Origin of the sequence: Mesorhizobium sp. M0018 (assembly GCF_040323955.1) — a bacterium.
Lineage (GTDB): Bacteria > Pseudomonadota > Alphaproteobacteria > Rhizobiales > Rhizobiaceae > Mesorhizobium.
This window is the reverse complement of record NZ_JAMYVL010000024.1, coordinates 51,230-69,334: the sequence shown is the minus strand read 5'-3', so window position 1 is coordinate 69,334 and position 18,105 is coordinate 51,230. Positions and strand designations below refer to the sequence as shown.

Genomic DNA, 18,105 nt, shown 5'->3' with positions numbered 1-18,105 from the left:
GCCGCTAAGGCGTCAGTTCCGTCCTGCGGGTGCCGGGCCATGACTTGCCCGCGAGACAAGTGTCGGCCGGACCAGCCGCGTCAGTGGCGCGTCCGGCCTGTCGCCGATGACGGTCAGCAGCATCTCGCCGATCTCGCGCGCGCACTGGCGGATCGAGGCGTCGAAAGTGGTCAGCCCCGGCGGCGCATAGGCGGAGGCGGCTATGTTGTCGAAGCCGATCACCGAAAGGTCGCGAGGAATGGCAAGTCCGGCGCGCCCCGCCTCTTCCATCACAGTCAGCGCCAGCTCGTCGAACAGTGCGACAATCGCCGTCGGCCGCTCGGTGGCGTGCAGAAGCCGGTTGATTGCCTGGATGCGGGCACCGCGATCGAAACGCGGCGCCGTCGCCACATCGAGGCTGACAGACGGATCGCCCCGGCGGGCGATCGCGGCGGCGAGCCCGTCCTGCCTGAGATGGCGAAATGTCATCGGCTCGGAAATCGTCACCAGGCCGAAATGGCGGTGTCCGAGATCGTAGAGCATGTCGAAGGCCTCGCCGAATGCGTGCGCGCCATCGGTATCGAGCCAATGGTAGGCAAAGTCGCCGTCGAGCAGCCGGCCATGCGCGACGAACGGGAAATTGCGCTGGCGCAGATAGGCAAGCCGCTCGTCGATCTCGGCGATGCGGGTGACGACGACCCCGTCGGCGCGGCCCGATTCGACGACATGGCGAAGCACGGAAAGTTCCGACTGGCCTTGCGCTGCTGCGGCCAGGATCAGGTCGGAGCCGTGCGAAACCAGCCCTTCGCCGAGCCCTGTGACGAATTCACCGAGGAAGGAGTCGACCAGATTGGGGCCGCGGATCGGAAGCACCATGCCGACAAAGCCGCTGCGGCCGGAGACCAGCGTGCGGGCTGCGGTGTTCGGCACATAGCCGGCCTGATGCGCAGCCTCGGCGACACGTTGGCGCGTTTTCAAGGCGATCTGCACGTGGCCGGCAAGGGCGCGCGAAACGGTGGTAATCGACAGGCCGAGCTGCGCAGCAAGTTCCTTGAGGGTGGTAACGCGGGCCGGCATCGTTTCTCCCGAACGAAGTTTGAAACGTTTGTAATGCGTCCAATCCAAATTGCAAACGTTTTAAATGCGCATGGTCGGTGTTGTTTCTTGCCCGTTGGTTAGCGCGGCCCAATTCGGCCCCGGCCGGCAAGCTCCTGGCCGGAGATTTAAACGCAGCGGTTGCTTGACTCGGGCGACGCCTTGTGAAAAATTTTGCAGCAACTGATAAAAATATCAAAGGGCGGAAATGGTTGGTTTTGGCAACGGCCTGCTGCGCGACGATGAGACCGGGATGGCCGCCCGTGCCGCTTGGCTTCACTATGCCGGCGGCCTGACCCAGTCGGAGGTCGCCAAGCGGCTCGGCCTGACCAGTCTCAAGGCGCATCGCCTGATCACCAAGGCCAATCAGGAAGGCCTGGTCAAAGTCTACATCGACGGCGAAGTCTCAGAATGCGTGGAGCTTGAGGATGAGTTGTCCGGCCGGTACGGCCTCGACTACTGCGAGGTGGTTCCGGACTTCGATGCCGAAGACCTGCCGCTCAAGGCGCTCGGCATTGCCGGCGCGCAGTTTCTCAAGCGCGAGATCGAACGCGGCGAAGAGGCGCTGATCGGCGTCGGCCACGGCCGCACGCTTGCCGCCTGCGTGGAATATCTGCCGCGCATATCGGCCGGCAGGATCCGTTTCGTCTCGCTGCTTGGCGGCCTGACGCGCAAGTTCTCGGCCAACCCCCATGACGTCATCCACCGCGTCGCCGAACGCACCGGTGCGGAGGCCTATGTGATGCCCGTACCGATGTTCGCCAACACGGTCGAGGATCGAACAGTATTGCTCGGGCAGAAAGGCGTCAGCGATGTCTTCGACCTCGCCAAGTCCGCCGACTTGCTCATCGCCGGCATCGGCACCGCCGAACGTGAGGCCTCGCTTGTCGCCACCGGTATGATCGAGAAGGGCGAGATGGAGGAGATCCGCCGCAACGGCGGTGTCGGCGAACTGCTCGGCCATTTCTTCGACGATGCCGGAAAGGCCGTTGCGACGACGCTTTCCGACCGGGCGCTGGCACTGGCGCGCGAAGACATCAGCAACCGCAGGATTGTCGCCGTCGCCGGCGGCAAGGTGAAGGTTCGCGCCATCAAGTCAGTGCTGGAGGGCCGTTATCTCAAAGGCTTGATAACCGACGAGCGGACGGCGCGATCGCTCGTGGAACAGACGCCGGTCGGGTAGCCGGCAACCATTTCGTTGAAACTACCCTGTGGAGGAGAAGAGAAATGCATGAGAAAGAGAAAGACCTCATCGACGCATTCCTGCGTGGACAAGTCGACCGCCGTGGGCTGATCAAGGGCCTCGGTGCAATGGGCCTTGCCGCCAGCACCGCCGGCACACTGCTCAATTTCGGGCAGACCCGCGCCCTGGCGGCTGATTTCGACTGGCAGGCGCATAAGGGCAAAACCATCAAGCTGTTGCTCAACAAGCATCCTTACGCCGATGCGATGATCGCCAACCTCGACAATTTCAAGAAGCTGACCGGCATGGAAGTCGTCTATGACGTGTTCCCCGAAGACGTCTATTTCGACAAGGTTACCGCCGCGCTGTCGGCCAGCTCGCCCGAATACGATGCCTTCATGACCGGCGCCTACATGACCTGGACCTACGGTCCGGCCGGCTGGATCACCGACCTCAACGAATGGATCAAGGATCCGGCCAAGACCAACCCGAAATATGCCTGGGACGACTTCCTGCCCGGCGTCAAGAACTCCTGCGCCTGGAACGGCCAGCCGGGCGGCGCCCTCGGTTCGGCGGACGCCAAGCAATGGTGCATTCCGTGGGGCTTCGAGCAGAACAACATCACCTACAACAAGGGCATGTTCGACAAGGTCGGCGTCAGCGTTCCCGGCAATATGGATGAGATGGTCGCTACGGCGGCGAAGCTCACCAAGGACGTCGGCGGTGGCGTCTACGGCATCGGCGTGCGCGGCTCGCGCTCTTGGGCGACGATCCACCCGGGATTCCTGTCGGCTTACGCCAATTTCGACCAGAAGGACCTGAACGTCTCGGCTGACGGCAAGCTGTCGGCCGCGATGAGCACCGCCGAATCCAAGGCTTTCCACAAGCAGTGGGTCCAGATGATCCAGGAGAGCGGCCCGAAGGACTGGTCGACCTACACCTGGTACCAGGTCGGCACCGATCTCGGTGCAGGTGCTTCGGCGATGATTTACGACGCCGACATCCTTGGCTACTTCATGAATGGCGGCGACAACAAGATGGCCGGCAAGCTCGCCTTTTCGGCATTCAAGGCCAATCCTGCCGCCAAGGCGCCGACGCCCAATATCTGGATCTGGTCGCTGTCGATGTCCAACTTCTCCAAGGACAAGGACGCCACCTGGTACTTCATGCAATGGGCATCCGGACCCGAGCATGCATTGTTCGGTGCGACCAAGATGGACTTCGTCAATCCGGTTCGTCAGTCGGTCTGGAACGACGAGATGTTCCGCGAGAAGCTGAACAAGAGCTATCCGGGTTATGTCGAGATGTTCGACGTCTCGGCGCCGGGCGCCAGCATCAAGTTCACCCCGCAGCCGCTGTTCTTTGATCTCACCACCGAATGGGCGGCGACGCTGCAGAAGATGGTGGCCAAGGAAGTGCCGGTCGACGAGGGCCTCGACAAGCTGGCCGAGAGCATCAACAGCCAGCTCAAGGAAGCCGGGCTCGGCTAAGCCGCGGCCAAGGCTGGCCCGTCCGCGGGCCAGCCTTTGAGATGTGATACGTTTGCGACGCGGTCCCGAAAGGTGCCGCCTGCTCGCCCGACCGGCCGCCTTGCTCCCTTGGGCGGCCGGGACGGCGAAGCAACAGGATGACGGAGCAGCCGATGACTGCGGCGACAATACAAAGAAACAGGCCGTCGGGCTTCAGGATCAGCAAGCGGGTGCTGCCCTATCTCCTCAGCCTGCCGGCTCTGCTGGTCTGCATCGGCATCCTGATCCCGTTCCTGACGTCGGTGGTCTATTCGTTCCAGCGCTACCGGTTGAGCCAACCCTGGGCGCGGCAGTTCAACTGGGGCGACAACTATATCTCCTTCTTCACCGACCCGAAGTTCTGGAACACGCTGGAGATCTCGCTGCTCTACGCCGGCATCACCGTTGTGCTTGAACTGCTTCTCGGTCTCGGCATCGCCATGCTGCTGCAAAAGCGCTCGACGCTGAACAACTTCATCTCGATCATGCTGCTGATGCCGCTGATGACGGCGCCGGCGCTCGCCGCGCTGATGTGGAAGCTGATGACCAATCCCGGTTTCGGCGTGCTCAGCTATCTCGCCAGCCTGATCGGGTTGCAGGATTTCCGCTGGGCCTCGTCTCCGTCGACGGCGCTGCTCACCGTCGTGCTCGTCGACATTTGGGTCTACACGCCCTTCATCATGATCCTGCTGCTTGCAGGTCTGCGCAGCCTGCCGACGCAGCCCTTCGAGGCGGCAGCACTCGACGGCGTGCCACGCAGCTTCGTCTTCTTCCGCATCACACTGCCGATGCTGACCCCCTACATCCTGACGGCGACCCTGTTCCGCCTGCTTGATTCCATCCAGCAGTTCGACATCATTTACGCCATGACGCAGGGCGGTCCGGGCGACACGCTGACCGTGTTCCAGGTCGAGGCGTATCTCAATTTCTTCCAGTCGACCAATGTCGGCCGCTCGGCGGCACTGATGATCATCCTGTGGGCGATCACCTATTTCCTCTCGAACATTTTCATCAAGAACTGGCTGCGGCTGCGCGAACGCGCCCGCGGCCAGGCATAGGAGGCTGGCGTGGAACACACCTCGCTTCTCGAACGCATCCTGCGCGGCATTGCCCTGGCGCTGGTCGTGATCTTCTTCATGTTCCCGATCGTCTGGATTCTGATGATGTCGTTCCAGACCAACGAGACAATCCTGCGGATTCCGCCGCAGCTTGTCTTCGAGCCGACGCTCGCCAACTACACTGCCTTGATCACCGGCAAGCTGATGACGGCGGCCGGCACGCTCGACATCGCCTTCATGCGCAACCTCTGGAATTCCGTCTTCCTGTCGGTCACCTCGGTTGCCGTCGCGTTGCTGCTCGGCGTTCCGGCGGCCTACGCCTTTGCGCGGCACAAATTCCGCGGCTCGGAGGACATTGCCTTTACGCTGCTGTCGTTCCGGTTTGCGCCGGCGCTGCTGGTGCTCCTGCCGCTCACCCTCTATTTCCAGAAGCTCGGGCTGGCCAACACCTATATCGGGCTGATCTGGGTCTATCAGTTGATCTGCCTGCCGTTGATCCTGTGGATCGTGCGCGGCTATTTCGAGGACATTCCCGCCGACATCGAATACGCCTACCGCATTGCCGGACATTCCTGGTTTGCCACCTTCCGCAAGATCGCGCTGCCGCTCGCCGGCCCAGGCATTGCCGCTGCCGGTCTGCTCGCGTTCATCTTTGCCTGGAACAATTTCGTTTTTGCGCTGGTGCTCGCCTCGGCCGACAAGCAGCCGGTGACGGTCGGCGCGCTCGCCTTCATCACCTCCTCGGGCATCCAGTATGGCCAGATCTCGGCGGCGATCGTGCTGTCGATCACGCCAACGCTGGCGCTCGCGCTCTATGCGCAACGCTATCTCGTCGAAGGCCTGTCGCTTGGCGCGGTGAAAGGATAGTCCGATGGCAAGCCTCGAACTGCGAAACATCGTCAAGCGCTATAAAAGCCAGACTGTTCTCGACAATCTGTCGCTGACCGTCGCCGACGGCGAAACGCTGGTCCTGTTCGGGCCGTCCGGCGCCGGCAAGACCGTGCTGCTGCGGCTGGTGGCCGGCGTCATCGACCCCGACGAGGGAAAGATACTCATCGGCGGCGAGGACATGACCGATCTCGACGCCGAGTTCCGCGGCGTCGGCATGGCATTTCAGAACTTCGCGCTGTTCCCGCATATGACGGCGTTCGATAACATTGCGACGCCGCTGCAGGCGAAGCACTCATCGCAAGGCACGATAAAGACCGGCGTCGAGAGCGTCGCCAAGCTGTTGAAAATCGGCCATGTGCTCAGCCACAAGCCGCGGGCGCTGTCCAATGGCCAGAAGCAACGCACCGCGCTTGCCCGCGCCCTGGTCGGCTCGCCGCCGCTGCTGCTGCTCGATGATCCCTTGCGCAACGTCGATGCCAAATTGCGCTTCGAAATGCGGCTGGAACTGCCAAGACTGCTGGCGGATCGTGGCGCGACCGTTATCTACGTCACCCAGGACTACAAGGAAGCGATGGCGCTCGGCGACCGCATCGCGGTGATGTCGCAGGGCGTCGTCAAACAGCTCGGCACGCCCGAGCAGATCTATCGCGAGCCGGCCAATGTCGAGATTGCCCGGCTGTTCGGCGACCCGACCATCAACCTTCTGGACGTCAAGCCGGCGCGGGACGCCAAGGGCATCTATGTCGGCCTGTCCAACGTCCAGGTCCATCTTGCCGGCGCTCATGAGGCGGCGGTCGGCCGCGACTGCGTGATCGGTTTGCGGCCGGAGGCGCTGGCGTTTGTCGATGAACGCACGCTCGGCGCCATCCCGGTGACGGTCGAGGCTGAGACGCCGCTCAACGAGAAGATCGTCACGCTGGTGCGCACCGTGCGCGGCCGTGAAATTCTGGTTTCGCGTCCTTCCGGGACACCGGGCCAATCCGAGGGCAAGGTCTACATTGCCGTCGACAGTAAAAGCGCCCTTTTGTTCGATCGCACAAGCGGCGAGCGCATCGGCTCGAAAAACGTCGTCAATTTGCGTAGCGGAGAAGCGGCATGAGCCCGACCGCAATCACCATTTCGGGCGTCGACAAGTTCTACGGTCCGATCGACCGTGGCGTACACGCCGTCAAGAACCTGACGATGGAAATCGTCAAGGGCGAGATCGTGGCGCTGCTCGGCTCGTCCGGCTGCGGCAAGACCTCGACATTGCGCATGATCGCAGGCTTCGAAGAGGTCTCGCGGGGTAGCATCTCGGTTGCCGGCCGCAAGGTGCACACGTTGCCGCCGGTCAGGCGCAACGTCGCAATGGCCTTCGAGGGCTATTCGCTCTACCCGCCGCTGACCGTGCGCGAGAACATGGCCTTCGCCCTCAAGGCCGCCAGGCTGGCGAAGAGTGCGGTCGATGCAAAGGTTGCCAACATCGCCAAGCTGCTCGAGATCGAGGACATTCTCGAGCGCTATCCGAGCTCGATCTCCGGCGGCCAGCAGCAGCGCGCCAGCCTCGGCCGGGCGCTGATCCGCGAGGCCGACCTGCATCTGCTGGACGAGCCGATGGGCCAGCTCGAGCCGCAGCTTCGCGCCGTGCTGCGCGGCCGCATCAAGCATTTCATCAAGGAGCGTGGCCTGACCGCGATCCTTGTCACCCACGACCAGACCGAGGCCAATGCTCTGGCCGATCGCATCGCTGTCATGGAGGGCGGCGTGCTGCAGCAGTTCGATACGCCTGACAGGCTCAAGGAGCGGCCGGCAAACCTGTTCACCGGCACCTTCGTTGGCGAGCCGCCGATGAATGTCTTCGAGGCCTATGTCGGCACAGCTGCCGGCAAGATCAGTCTCAAGCTGCCCGACGGGCTTTCGCTCGAATACGACAAGGATGCGTTCAGCGGCCCGGTTCGCGACGAATTGCTCAACCGGCAGCGCGTCGTCATCGGCGTCAGGCCCTATGCGGTCCGCCGCTCGAAAGATGGTGTGCCGGCGACGGTTTCGGCCAATCAATGGCTCGGCGACCAGACCCATATCGCCGCCGATTTCGCCGGCGGTTCGCTGGTCCTGGTCGAACATGACCGAACCCGCTTGGAGCTTGGCGCGCCGATCAAGATCAGCATCGATCCGAAAAACCTTCACGTCTTCGATCAGGCGAGCGGCAATGCCATTTCGCACGGCACGGAGCTGGCTTGATGCAGGATGTGCTGATCGGCATCGACGCCGGCACGTCTGTCATAAAATGCGTCGCCTTTGACACGGCGGGCAGGCAGATCGCGTCCGCCGCGCTGCCCAATAAATACGAGACACTGCCGGGCGGCGGCGCCGAGCAGGACCTGACACGCACCTGGGCCGATACCGCGACGACCTTGTGCGAGCTTGCCGACAAGGTGCCGGATCTCGCCAGCCGGACCATTGCCATCGCCGTGACCGGGCAGGGCGACGGTACCTGGCTGATCGACAAGGATGGCGAGCCGGTTGCCAAGGGCTGGCTGTGGCTCGACGCGCGCGCTGCCGCGGTCGTCGAGGAGATCCGCGCGCGGCCGGAGGACCGGCTGCGCTTCGAAAAGACCGGCAGCGGGCTCGCTGCCTGCCAGCAGGGATCGCAGTTCGTGTTCATGAAGCGCCACATGCCCGCGATGCTTGCCAATGCAGCGACGGCGTTCCACTGCAAGGACTGGCTCTATTTCAAGCTGACCGGCCACCGCGCCACCGACCCGTCCGAGGGCACCTTCACCTTCGGCGACTTCCGCACGCGCGGCTATTGCGATGATGTGCTCGAGGTACTCGGCGTCACCGATCTCCGGCATCTGTTGCCGCCCATCGTCGATGGCACCAGGCAAAGCACCTCGCTGTCGGCGGCAGCAGCCGATGCGACCGGCCTGCTCGCCGGCACACCGGTCGTTCTGGCCTATGTCGATGTCGCCTGCACGGCGCTCGGCGCCGGCCTGTTCGATCGCGAACGCAAGCCGGGATGCTCGATCATCGGCTCCACCGGAATGCATATGCGGCTTGCCGAAACGCCGGACCAGGTTCTGCTCAACGAGGCTGCAACCGGCTACACGATGACGATGCCGGCACCCGGCGTCTTTGCGCAGATGCAGTCGAACATGGCGGCAACGCTCAATATCGACTGGGTCCTTGGCCTCGCCTCCGGCATTCTCGCCTCGCAAGGTATTACGCGGACCAATGGCGAGATGATCGCGCTGGTCGACCAGTGGATATCGTCGTCCGAGCCAGGCGCGCTGCTCTACCAGCCCTATGTCTCGGAGGCCGGCGAGCGCGGGCCGTTCGTCGATGCCAATGCCAGGGCCGGCTTCATCGGCATTTCGTCCAGGCACGGCTATGCCGACATAGTCCGCGCGGTGTTCGAGGGGCTGGCTTTCGCGGCGCGCGATTGCTACGCCGCCATGGGGGCCCTGCCCAAGGAAATCCGCCTGACCGGCGGAGCGGCCAGGAGCCCGGCTCTGCGCAAGATCCTGGGTGCTGCGGTCGGCGCCGACATTCGCACCAGCGAGCGCGAGGAGGCCGGTGCTGCGGGCGCCGCAATGATTGCTGCGGTCTGCGTCGGCCAATACGCATCGATGGACGATTGCGTCAGCGAATGGGTCACGCCTTTGCTCCGTACGGCCGAACCCAGCGATCGGAAACTTGCCGCTGCCTATGAGGCGATGGCTCCGTCCTACACATTGGCGCATGAGGCGCTGCGGCCGGTCTGGCGCTCGATGGCCGCGTCCAGGCAAACCGACGTGAATTGAGAAGAGCATGCCCAAGAAAATTGCGATCATCGGCGACCGCTTCATGCTTCCGGAAGTGTTTCGCGAGAAAATCGAGGCGGCCTGCGGCGACAATCTCGACATCCGCAGCATTGAGACCGCTTGGCCCGACGAGCCGATGCAATTCGGCAATGCCGCGCTTGGTCTGGACAAGGTCAAGGAGTATTTCGGCGATCCCGACGAGGTGGTGGATTTCATCGGCGACGCCGAAATCTTCGTCACCCAGCTTGCGCCGCTCTCCGAAAGCATGATGCAGCGCCTGCCCACGCTCAAGCTGGTTGCGGTCTCGCGCGGCGGACCGATCAACATCGACATGGCCGCCGCCAAGGCCCACGGCATCACCGTGGTCAATGTGCCCGGCCGCAACGCCAGCGCCGTGGCCGAGTTCACCATCGGCGCCATTCTCGCTGAAACGCGGCTGATCCGCGTCGGTCACGAAGCCTTGCGCAAGGGCGAATGGCGCGGCGATCTCTACCGCGCCGATCGCACCGGCCGCGAGCTCAACGAAATGACCGTCGGCGTCATCGGCTACGGCAATATCGGCACCAGGCTGGTTCGCCTGCTGCGCGCCTTCGGCTGCCGCATCTTGGTTTGCGATCCCTATGTGCAATTGAGCGCCGAGGACCGCAATGCCGGCGTCGAACTGGTTGCGCTGGACGATCTGCTGTCGCGCTCCGATGTGGTCACGCTGCATTCCCGGGTCACCGAGGAGACGCGCGGCCTGATCGGCAAGAACGCCATCGCCCGGATGAAACCCGGCGTAATCTTCGTCAATACCGCGCGCGGACCGCTGGTCGACTACGATGCGCTCTACGATGCGCTCGTCTCGGGGCAGATCGGCAGCGCTATGCTGGAGACGTTCGCCATCGAGCCGGTGCCTGCCGACTGGCCGCTGTTGCAACTGCCGAACGTGACGCTGACGCCGCATATCGCCGGCGCGTCGGTACGCACCGTGACCTACGCGGCCGAGCAGGCGGCCCAGGAAGTGCGCCGCTACATCGCCGGGCTGCCTCCGGTCAATCCATGCTGACGACAGGGCATAGAGCGAGATGAACGGTGAAACCGAAATCGTCGACCTCTTCGTCATCGGCGGCGGTGTCAATGGCGCCGGAATCGCGCGCGATGCGGCGGGCCGGGGTCTGTCGGTCATTCTTTGCGAAAAGGACGATCTTGCCGAGGGCACCAGTTCGCGATCGGGAAAGCTCGTTCATGGCGGTTTGCGCTATCTCGAATATTACGAGTTCCGCCTGGTGCGGGAGGCGCTGATCGAGCGCGAGGTGCTGCTCGAATCCGCGCCGCACATCATCTGGCCGATGCGCTTCGTGCTGCCACACAGCCCCGATGATCGGCCGGCCTGGCTGGTGCGGCTCGGCCTGTTCCTCTACGACCATCTTGGCGGCCGCAAGCGACTGCCGGCCACCCGCACGCTCGACCTGCGCACCGCGCCAGAAGGCGCGCCGATCAAGGACAGCTTCAAGCGCGGCTTCGAATATTCCGACTGCTGGGTCGACGACGCCCGCCTGGTCGTCATCAATGCGCTCGACGCCGCGGAGCGTGGGGCCAGGATATTCACCCGCACTGCCTGCACCGCTGCCCGCCGCGAAAACGGCCTGTGGTCGGTGGAGATGCGCGACGGTCGAACCGGCGTCAGGACCACAGTCCGGGCACGGGCGCTGATCAACGCCGCCGGACCCTGGGTCAACGACGTCATCAACCGCGTCGGCGGCCAGAATTCCAGGCGCAACGTGCGCCTGGTCAAGGGCAGCCACATCGTTGTGCCGAAATTCTGGGAAGGGCGGCAGGCCTATCTCGTTCAGAACAGCGACAAGCGGGTGATCTTCATCAATCCCTATCAGGACGATCTGGCGCTGATCGGCACCACTGACATTCCCTATGAAGGGCGGCCGGAGGACGTGACCGCCGATGCGAGCGAGATCGATTACCTGATCAAGGCAGTCAATCGCTACTTCAAGCGCCAGCTCGCACGAAGCGACGTCGTCTACTCGTTTTCCGGCGTCAGGCCGCTCTATGACGACAATGCCGACAATCCGAGCGCGGTGACCCGCGATTACATATTCGAACTCGACGCACCGGCTGGGCAGGCGCCGCTGCTTTCGGTCTTCGGCGGCAAGATCACCACCTTCCGCAAATTGGCCGAGCACGCGCTCGACCGTATCGCCCCGTTCTTTCCGAAAATGGGCAAGCCGTGGACCTCGAAAGGGCACCTGCCGGGCGGCGATATCGCCAATGCCGATTTCGAGCAGTTCCTCGGCGACCTCGGCCATGAATTTCCCTGGATGCCGGCATCGCTGGTCAAGCATTACGGCAGGCTCTTCGGCACAAGGACGCGCGATCTGGTCGGCGCGGCCACCTCGCTCGCCGAACTGGGCCGGCGCTTCGGCAAGGATTTTTTCGAGCGCGAAGCCAATTACCTGTTCGAGCATGAATGGGCCGAGACCGCCGCCGATATTCTCGAAAGGCGCACCAAGCACGGCCTGCATCTGTCCGCCGCGGAAAGAACCGCCTTCGAGGACTGGTGCTCGAGCCGGCTGGCAAAGGCCGGCTGATGGCCTTTACGCTTTCGCTCAACACCAATCCGCTGGTCAACCGCTTTGCGGAGCCGGACGACCTGATCGACGCGATCGCCTATCAGATCGGTATCAGGGACGTCCAACTCACCCATGAATTCGTCAATCCCGGCTGGCCGGCGGCGACGATCGCCAAATTCGTCCGCCTGTTACGCTCCGCGCTCGACCGCACCGGTGTGCGCGTGACCTCCGCGATGACCGGCCCTTACGGCCGGCTCAATCATTTCGGCCATCCCGATGCCGACGTGCGGCGCTACTACGTCGACTGGTTCAAGACCTTTTCAGAAGTTTCGGCCGAGCTCGGCGCCGCAGGCATGGGCACGCAATTCGCGATCTTCACTCGCCGGGATTACGACAATCCTGAACGTCGCGCGCGGCTTTTCGACATCGCGCTGGAATGCTGGCGCGAGGTCGCCGAGCATGCCAAAGCAGCCGGCTTGACCTACCTGTTCTGGGAGCCGATGTCGGTCGGCCGCGAATTCGGCCATACGATCGAAAGCTGCCGGGCACTGCAGCGCGAGATCGAAGCGGCCGGCATGGCCGTCCCGTTCAAGATGATGGTCGACATCGACCATGGCGACGTGACCTCGAGCAATCCGGCGGACACCGACCCTTATGCCTGGGCCGAAGCCTTTCCCAGGCAATCGCCGATCATCCACGTCAAGCAGTCGTCGATGAACAAGGGTGGTCACTGGCCGTTCATTGCCGCTCACAACAAGGACGGCCGCATCACGCCGGAAAAGCTGCTGGAGACGGTTCGCCGTGGCGGCGGCGTCGACAACGAGATCTGCCTCGAATTGTCGTTCCGCGAGCGCGAGCCCGTCGACCACCAGGTCATCGCCATGATCCGCGAGTCGGTCGACTACTGGGCACCCTTTATCGAGACCGGCCGGGCCGATCTCTTGCCGCGAGCATGATCGGATGAGCAGGAGCTGAGGCAGCTCCTGCTCAGAGCCGGAATACGTCAGCCAAATTTCGGATCGAGGCTTCCGGACTTGTAGCGCTTGGCCATTTCCGACAGCGGCAGCGGCTTGATCTTCGGTGCGTTGCCGGCGGTGCCGAATTGCTCGAAGCGCTCCTTGCACAGCTTCCGCATCGCGGCCATTGCCGGCGTCAGATATTTGCGCGGATCGAATTCGCTCGGGTTCTCGGTCAGCACCTTGCGGATTGCGCCGGTCAGCGCCATGCGGTTGTCGGTATCGATATTGATCTTGCGCACCCCGTGCTTGATGCCGCGCTGGATCTCTTCGACCGGCACGCCCCATGTCGGCTTCATCTGGCCGCCATATTTGTTGATGATCTCCTGCAACTCCTCCGGCACCGAGGACGAGCCGTGCATGACGAGATGCATACTCGGCAGACGGCGGTGGATTTCCTCGATGACGTTCATGGCCAGTACAGCGCCGTCCGGCTTGCGGCTGAACTTGTAGGCGCCGTGGCTGGTGCCCATGGCGACTGCCAGCGCATCGACACGGGTGTCGCGCACGAACTGTTCGGCCTGCACGGGATCGGTCAGCAGCTGGTCGTGGCTGATGACGCCCTCGACGCCATGGCCGTCCTCCTGCTCGCCGCCGCCCATCTCCAGCGATCCGAGAACGCCGATCTCGCCTTCCACCGAGACGCCGCCCCAATGCGCCATGTCGACGACGCGGTGGGTGATGCCGGAATTATAGGCGTAGTCGGCCGGCGTCTTGCCGTCTTCCTTCAGCGATCCGTCCATCATCACCGAAGTGAAGCCGTGCTGGATCGCGGTGACGCAGGTCGCTTCGTTGTTGCCATGGTCGAGATGCATGCAGACCGGGATATCGGGATGGATTTCGACCAGCGCGTCGATCAGCTTGGCCAGCACCACATCATTGGCGTAGGCTCGCGCGCCGCGGCTCGCCTGCAGGATAACCGGCGATTTGGTCTCCTCGGCTGCCTCCATGATGGCGAGGCCCTGTTCCATATTGTTCATGTTGAAGGCAGGCACGCCATAGCCGTATTCGGCGGCATGATCGAGCAATTGTCTCAGTGTGATGCGAGCCACTCAGTAGTCTCCCGTATCCGGTTTCGAGCCAGTGTTTGCGGGCCGTTCGGTTGTCGACGAGCCCCTGATGCTTCTGGCCGGATTTCCGCGGCACCGCAACCGCTGGGCGCTCGGCCGGCAGCAATTCTTGTTACAGGACGCGACCAGAAGCGTCATGATATCCCAAAGAGATATAACATTATCACAAAAATTTGGTGGCTTGTGCGACGTTTGCTGTTATATCTCGGAACCGGATTGCACAAGGATGCCGCGGAAATGAAGAGCGACGGCCGCCGGCAAGGCATCATGGATTTTCTGATGGACATCGGCACCGCCAGTGTCGACGATCTTGCCTCACGCTTCGGCGTGTCAAAGATGACTGTCCACCGCGACCTCGACGAGCTCGAGGAAAGCGGCTTCCTGCGCAAGGTGCGCGGCGGCGCCTCGATCCAGCCGAGCAGCCTTTTCGAGAGCGATTTCCGCTACCGCCAGCGGCTGGCCGGCGACGAGAAGAAGCGCATCGCCGCCGCTGCCGTGACGATGATCGAACCGGGTCAGACGGTGATCATCGACGATGGCTCAACCGCGGGCGGCGTTGCTCGGCATCTTGCCGATCTGCGTCCGCTGACGGTGATCTCGAACAATCTGGCCGTCATCCAGGATTTGGCGGGCGTTGCCGGCATCAACCTGATTGCGCTCGGCGGCCAATACAACAAGAAGTTTCACGGCTTCTTCGGCCTGCTCGCCGAGGACACGCTGAAATCATTGCGCGCCGATGTCGCGTTCCTGTCGTCATCGGCCATCCATGGTGCCTCTGCCTTTCACCAGGATCAGGAAGTGGTCCAGACCAAACGGCTGATGATGGCCGCAGCAGCGCGCAAATATCTGCTGGTCGATCATGGGAAATTCGGCCGCACTGCCTTGCACTTCCTGACAGATCTCAAGGCCTTTGACACGGTCTTCACCGGCCGCGAGCCGCAGCCGCAGATGCGCGCCGCGCTGGATGGTGCCGGCGTTTCGCTGACAGTGATCGCAGAATAGGAGGGCACGTATGGTTTATTGGGTCGGCACCAGCTGGAAAATGAACAAGACGCTCGCCGAGGCGATGGCTTTCGCCGAGGCGCTGGCGGAGTTCGTCCCCGGTTTCGACGAGCGCATCCAGCCTTTCGTCATCCCGCCCTTCACGGCGATCCGCGAGGTCAAGAAAGCGCTGTCGCCGACGCGCATCAAGGTCGGCGCGCAGAACATGCATTGGGCCGACGCCGGCGCCTGGACCGGCGAGATCTCGCCGGTCATGCTGAAAGACTGCGGCCTCGACATGGTCGAGCTCGGCCACAGCGAACGGCGCGAGCATTTCGGCGAGACCGACAACGCCGTCGGTCTGAAGACTGCGGCGGCGGTGAAGCATGGTCTCGTGCCACTCATCTGCGTCGGCGAGACCCTGGCTCAACGCGACAGCGGGCAGGCCGCTGCGGTGCTGGCCTTGCAGGTGCACGGCGCGCTGCAGTTTCTCGAAGGCGCGGCGAAGGCGGCGACGATCCTGTTTGCCTATGAGCCCGTCTGGGCGATCGGCGACAAGGGCGTGCCGGCCAGTTCGGACTATGCCGACAGGCAGCAGGCGCTAATCAAGAAAATCGCACGCGACCTGCTGCCGGTGGTGCCGCCGGTGCTTTATGGCGGCAGCGTCAATCCGCAAAATGCCGCCGAACTGGTCGGCCAGCCCAACATCGACGGCTTGTTCATCGGCCGCTCGGCCTGGCAGGCGGACGGCTATATCGACATCCTCAAGCGCGCCTCGGCGGCGATCTGAATCACCAAACAGGAAGGAAACGGAACATGAAAATTGCCATTGGAGCTGATAGCGCCGGTAAGCCGCTGCTCGACGTCATTGCCGCTCACCTCGCTACCAAGCCCGGCCTCACGGTTAGCGACCTCAGCCAGTCGGGCTACTATGCCGACCTGTCACAGAAGCTCGCCCAGACCATCCTGGACGGCGAAAACGATCGCGGCATCCTGTTTTGCGGCACCGGCATCGGCGTATCCATATCCGCCAACAAGGTGCCCGGCATTCGCGCCGCACTCACCCACGACACCTATTCGGCCGAGCGCGCGGCAAAATCCAACAACGCCCAGATCATCACCATGGGCGCCCGCGTCATCGGCCCGGAACTGGCCAAGTCGATCGTCGATGCATGGCTTGCATCGGAATTCGATGAGAAGGGACCGTCGGCCGGCAATGTCCAGGCGATCGACAGGCTCGACGCGGCGAAGCGGGGTTAAGCCAGACTGTTCCACATCGCTCTGATAATCGTCACGGCCGATGCGGCGCCGGGGTCCATATGCCCGAGCGAGCGCTCGCCGAGCCGCGATGAGCGGCCCTTGGCGGCGATCATGCCCTTGGTCGCCTCGGCACCTCGTTCGGCCGCTGCAAGTGCAGCCTCCAGGCTCTCGGACAGGCTCTTGCCGGCTTCCTGCGCGGCACCCGCTGCTTGCGCAGCCGGCAGCCAGGCGTCGACCATGGTCTTTTCGCCGAGCTCGGCCTTGCCGCGATCCTGGATGCCTTGCGCCATCGCCCGGAGCATGGCGATGGTGTCAGCGTCCTCCAGAATTGCCTTGCCTTTGACGGCGGCGGCACCGCGCATGAAGGCGGTCGCATAGAGCGGGCCTGACGAGGCGCCGACCGCGTTGAGGAAGGATTTCGCCGCAGTGTTGAGCAGCGCCGTCGGCTCGGTCGCCGCGAGGTCGAGTTGCGCTAGTGCATCGCGCGCAGCTGTGAAGCCTAGTGCCATGGCGATGCCATGGTCGGCGTCGCCGATGACGCCGTCGAGTTGGCAGAGCCTGTCCTTGTCGGCGTCGATCGCCGCCGCGATCTCATCGAACATTCTTTTCAAGCCGACTGAATCGATCGAGGTCATGATGCTTTCTCAGCCGGCGCGGAACATGGCGCCGTCGCAAGGATGGTCGAGCATCGCCTGCAACTCGCCGTCGAGATGCATCAGCGTCACCGAGGCGCCGGCCATTTCGAGCGAGGTGCAGTAATTGCCGACCCAGGTCGCGTGGACGGAAATACCGACGTCATCCAGCCTCTGCTTGACGCGTCGGTTCATGATGTAGAGCTCCATCAACGGCGTTGAGCCGAGCGAATTGACCAGAACGGCGACCTTATCGCCGCGCGCCGGCGCCATCTCGTCGAGGACCTTGTCCAGCATTTCGTCGGTGATCTCGTCGGCCGTTTTCAACTTTCCGCGCGCGATGCCTGGCTCGCCATGGATGCCCATGCCAATCTCCATCTCGTCCGGTCCGATCTCGAAATTGGGCCGGCGGGTCTGCGGCAGCGAGCAGGGCGACAGCGCCACGCCCATGGTGAAGGTGTGATCGTTGGCCTTCCTGGCGATACGCTCGCATTCATCGAATGACAGCATCTGGTCGCATGCGGCACCGGCGGCCTTGAAGATGAAGAAATTGCCGGCGACGCCGCGCCGCTTCTGCCTCTGGTCGCGCGGCGCCGAGGCGACATCGTCGGTGGTCAGCACGGTGCGCACCTCGATGTCGTCCATTGCCGCCATTTCGGCGGCCATGTCGAAGTTCATCACGTCGCCGGCATAGTTGCCGTACATGAACAGCACGCCGGCGCCACCGCTGGCCGCCTTGGCGCATTCGAGGATCGGGTCCGGCGGCGGCGAGGCGAAGACATTGCCGATCGCGGCGGCGTCGGCCAGCCCCTTGCCGACGAAGCCGAGGAAGGTCGGCTCGTGGCCCGAGCCGCCACCGATGACGAGACCGACCTTGCCTGGGCGCGGTCCGTCGCGGGCGATAATGGCGCGCGGACTGCCGTCCGCGCTTCTGAGATGGCGCGGATGCGCGGCCAGGATGCCCTCCAGCATCTCGTCGACGGAGCGGTTACCGTCATTGATGATCTTCTTGGTCTGCACCGGCATCCTCCCTGGTTTTCGTGAGATACTACAGCGCCTTACCGGGATTTCCACCCGGCGGTG

Annotated in this window: 17 protein-coding genes; 13 read left to right on the top strand and 4 right to left on the bottom strand. The window is 63.3% G+C overall.

Translation table 11 applies throughout. The features are described 5' to 3' along the window. Positions 1-12: 12 nt before the first annotated feature. Complete coding sequence (locus NKJ81_RS26670) at positions 13-1,056, bottom strand: substrate-binding domain-containing protein (protein WP_352542235.1); 1,044 nt, start codon at positions 1,054-1,056, stop codon at positions 13-15. 226 nt (positions 1,057-1,282) lie between these two features. Between NKJ81_RS26670 and NKJ81_RS26665 the strand changes: the two genes are divergently transcribed. The 10 genes from NKJ81_RS26665 (at position 1,283) to NKJ81_RS26620 (ending at position 13,019) form a co-directional block, all read left to right on the top strand. Then, positions 1,283-2,257, top strand: a complete 975-nt coding sequence (locus NKJ81_RS26665) for a sugar-binding transcriptional regulator (protein WP_023676028.1) — start codon at positions 1,283-1,285, stop codon at positions 2,255-2,257. Positions 2,258-2,301: 44 nt separating this feature from the next. Then, positions 2,302-3,747: an ABC transporter substrate-binding protein gene (locus NKJ81_RS26660; protein ID WP_352455241.1), complete on the top strand. Its 1,446-nt coding sequence runs from the start codon at positions 2,302-2,304 to the stop codon at positions 3,745-3,747. 152 nt (positions 3,748-3,899) lie between these two features. Continuing rightward, complete coding sequence (locus NKJ81_RS26655) at positions 3,900-4,823, top strand: carbohydrate ABC transporter permease (protein WP_352452414.1); 924 nt, start codon at positions 3,900-3,902, stop codon at positions 4,821-4,823. A gap of 9 nt (positions 4,824-4,832) precedes the next feature. Continuing rightward, positions 4,833-5,690: a carbohydrate ABC transporter permease gene (locus tag NKJ81_RS26650; protein WP_023676025.1), complete on the top strand. Its 858-nt coding sequence runs from the start codon at positions 4,833-4,835 to the stop codon at positions 5,688-5,690. Between the two features lie 4 nt (positions 5,691-5,694). After that, entirely contained in the window at positions 5,695-6,813 is a 1,119-nt protein-coding gene (locus NKJ81_RS26645) for an ABC transporter ATP-binding protein (RefSeq protein WP_352502996.1), read from the top strand. Next, a complete protein-coding gene (locus tag NKJ81_RS26640; RefSeq protein WP_352502997.1) occupies positions 6,810-7,934 on the top strand; it encodes an ABC transporter ATP-binding protein in 1,125 nt (374 codons plus the stop codon). Before NKJ81_RS26645 ends, NKJ81_RS26640 begins: the two co-directional genes overlap by 4 nt. Further along, positions 7,934-9,496: an FGGY-family carbohydrate kinase gene (locus tag NKJ81_RS26635; protein ID WP_352542234.1), complete on the top strand. Its 1,563-nt coding sequence runs from the start codon at positions 7,934-7,936 to the stop codon at positions 9,494-9,496. The genes NKJ81_RS26640 and NKJ81_RS26635 overlap by 1 nt, the downstream gene beginning before the upstream one ends. A 7-nt stretch (positions 9,497-9,503) precedes the next feature. Beyond that, positions 9,504-10,544, top strand: coding sequence for a 2-hydroxyacid dehydrogenase (locus NKJ81_RS26630; protein WP_352502998.1), 1,041 nt, complete (start codon positions 9,504-9,506; stop codon positions 10,542-10,544). 19 nt (positions 10,545-10,563) lie between these two features. Then, the gene (locus NKJ81_RS26625) at positions 10,564-12,081 is read left to right on the top strand and encodes a glycerol-3-phosphate dehydrogenase (protein ID WP_352542233.1); all 1,518 of its coding nucleotides are present in this window, start codon (positions 10,564-10,566) and stop codon (positions 12,079-12,081) included. After that, positions 12,081-13,019 carry a sugar phosphate isomerase/epimerase family protein gene (locus NKJ81_RS26620; RefSeq protein WP_352542255.1) on the top strand — a complete coding sequence of 313 codons (939 nt, stop codon included), beginning with the start codon at positions 12,081-12,083 and terminating at the stop codon, positions 13,017-13,019. The genes NKJ81_RS26625 and NKJ81_RS26620 overlap by 1 nt, the downstream gene beginning before the upstream one ends. A 47-nt stretch (positions 13,020-13,066) precedes the next feature. Here NKJ81_RS26620 and fba read toward each other — a convergent pair whose 3' ends face one another. Beyond that, positions 13,067-14,131: a class II fructose-bisphosphate aldolase gene (gene fba / locus NKJ81_RS26615; RefSeq protein WP_352472270.1), complete on the bottom strand. Its 1,065-nt coding sequence runs from the start codon at positions 14,129-14,131 to the stop codon at positions 13,067-13,069. 255 nt (positions 14,132-14,386) lie between these two features. Here fba and NKJ81_RS26610 point away from each other — a divergent pair, with 255 nt between their 5' ends. Genes NKJ81_RS26610 through derI form a run of 3 tightly spaced genes read left to right on the top strand, consistent with a single transcriptional unit; the run spans position 14,387 to position 16,390 of the window. Further along, positions 14,387-15,151, top strand: a complete 765-nt coding sequence (locus NKJ81_RS26610; protein WP_023676017.1) for a DeoR/GlpR family DNA-binding transcription regulator — start codon at positions 14,387-14,389, stop codon at positions 15,149-15,151. A gap of 10 nt (positions 15,152-15,161) precedes the next feature. Further along, positions 15,162-15,920 carry a triose-phosphate isomerase gene (locus tag NKJ81_RS26605; protein WP_352472271.1) on the top strand — a complete coding sequence of 253 codons (759 nt, stop codon included), beginning with the start codon at positions 15,162-15,164 and terminating at the stop codon, positions 15,918-15,920. A 26-nt stretch (positions 15,921-15,946) separates the two neighbouring features. Continuing rightward, positions 15,947-16,390, top strand: a complete 444-nt coding sequence (gene derI, locus NKJ81_RS26600; protein WP_023676015.1) for a D-erythrulose-4-phosphate isomerase — start codon at positions 15,947-15,949, stop codon at positions 16,388-16,390. On the opposite strand, the gene dhaL is transcribed toward derI, so the two are convergent. Together dhaL and NKJ81_RS26590 are read right to left on the bottom strand one after the other, a co-directional pair. After that, positions 16,387-17,025, bottom strand: coding sequence for a dihydroxyacetone kinase subunit DhaL (gene dhaL / locus NKJ81_RS26595; protein ID WP_352542232.1), 639 nt, complete (start codon positions 17,023-17,025; stop codon positions 16,387-16,389). The two genes, derI and dhaL, sit on opposite strands and share 4 nt — an antisense overlap. A 9-nt stretch (positions 17,026-17,034) precedes the next feature. Further along, a complete protein-coding gene (locus NKJ81_RS26590; protein ID WP_352503003.1) occupies positions 17,035-18,042 on the bottom strand; it encodes a dihydroxyacetone kinase subunit DhaK in 1,008 nt (335 codons plus the stop codon). Positions 18,043-18,105 lie beyond the last annotated feature (63 nt).

What these genes read in the sequence shown, in the direction of transcription:
- NKJ81_RS26620 (WP_352542255.1), top strand. Translation starts at nt 12,081, where the DNA reads ATGGCCTTTACGCTTTCGCTCAACACCAATCCGCTGGTCAACCGCTTT.
- dhaL (WP_352542232.1), bottom strand. Translation starts at nt 17,025, where the DNA reads ATGACCTCGATCGATTCAGTCGGCTTGAAAAGAATGTTCGATGAGATC.
- NKJ81_RS26655 (WP_352452414.1), top strand. Translation starts at nt 3,900, where the DNA reads ATGACTGCGGCGACAATACAAAGAAACAGGCCGTCGGGCTTCAGGATC.
- NKJ81_RS26610 (WP_023676017.1), top strand. Translation starts at nt 14,387, where the DNA reads ATGAAGAGCGACGGCCGCCGGCAAGGCATCATGGATTTTCTGATGGAC.
- NKJ81_RS26625 (WP_352542233.1), top strand. Translation starts at nt 10,564, where the DNA reads ATGAACGGTGAAACCGAAATCGTCGACCTCTTCGTCATCGGCGGCGGT.
- NKJ81_RS26635 (WP_352542234.1), top strand. Translation starts at nt 7,934, where the DNA reads ATGCAGGATGTGCTGATCGGCATCGACGCCGGCACGTCTGTCATAAAA.
- NKJ81_RS26645 (WP_352502996.1), top strand. Translation starts at nt 5,695, where the DNA reads ATGGCAAGCCTCGAACTGCGAAACATCGTCAAGCGCTATAAAAGCCAG.
- NKJ81_RS26630 (WP_352502998.1), top strand. Translation starts at nt 9,504, where the DNA reads ATGCCCAAGAAAATTGCGATCATCGGCGACCGCTTCATGCTTCCGGAA.
- NKJ81_RS26605 (WP_352472271.1), top strand. Translation starts at nt 15,162, where the DNA reads ATGGTTTATTGGGTCGGCACCAGCTGGAAAATGAACAAGACGCTCGCC.
- NKJ81_RS26670 (WP_352542235.1), bottom strand. Translation starts at nt 1,056, where the DNA reads ATGCCGGCCCGCGTTACCACCCTCAAGGAACTTGCTGCGCAGCTCGGC.
- derI (WP_023676015.1), top strand. Translation starts at nt 15,947, where the DNA reads ATGAAAATTGCCATTGGAGCTGATAGCGCCGGTAAGCCGCTGCTCGAC.
- NKJ81_RS26660 (WP_352455241.1), top strand. Translation starts at nt 2,302, where the DNA reads ATGCATGAGAAAGAGAAAGACCTCATCGACGCATTCCTGCGTGGACAA.
- NKJ81_RS26665 (WP_023676028.1), top strand. Translation starts at nt 1,283, where the DNA reads ATGGTTGGTTTTGGCAACGGCCTGCTGCGCGACGATGAGACCGGGATG.
- NKJ81_RS26640 (WP_352502997.1), top strand. Translation starts at nt 6,810, where the DNA reads ATGAGCCCGACCGCAATCACCATTTCGGGCGTCGACAAGTTCTACGGT.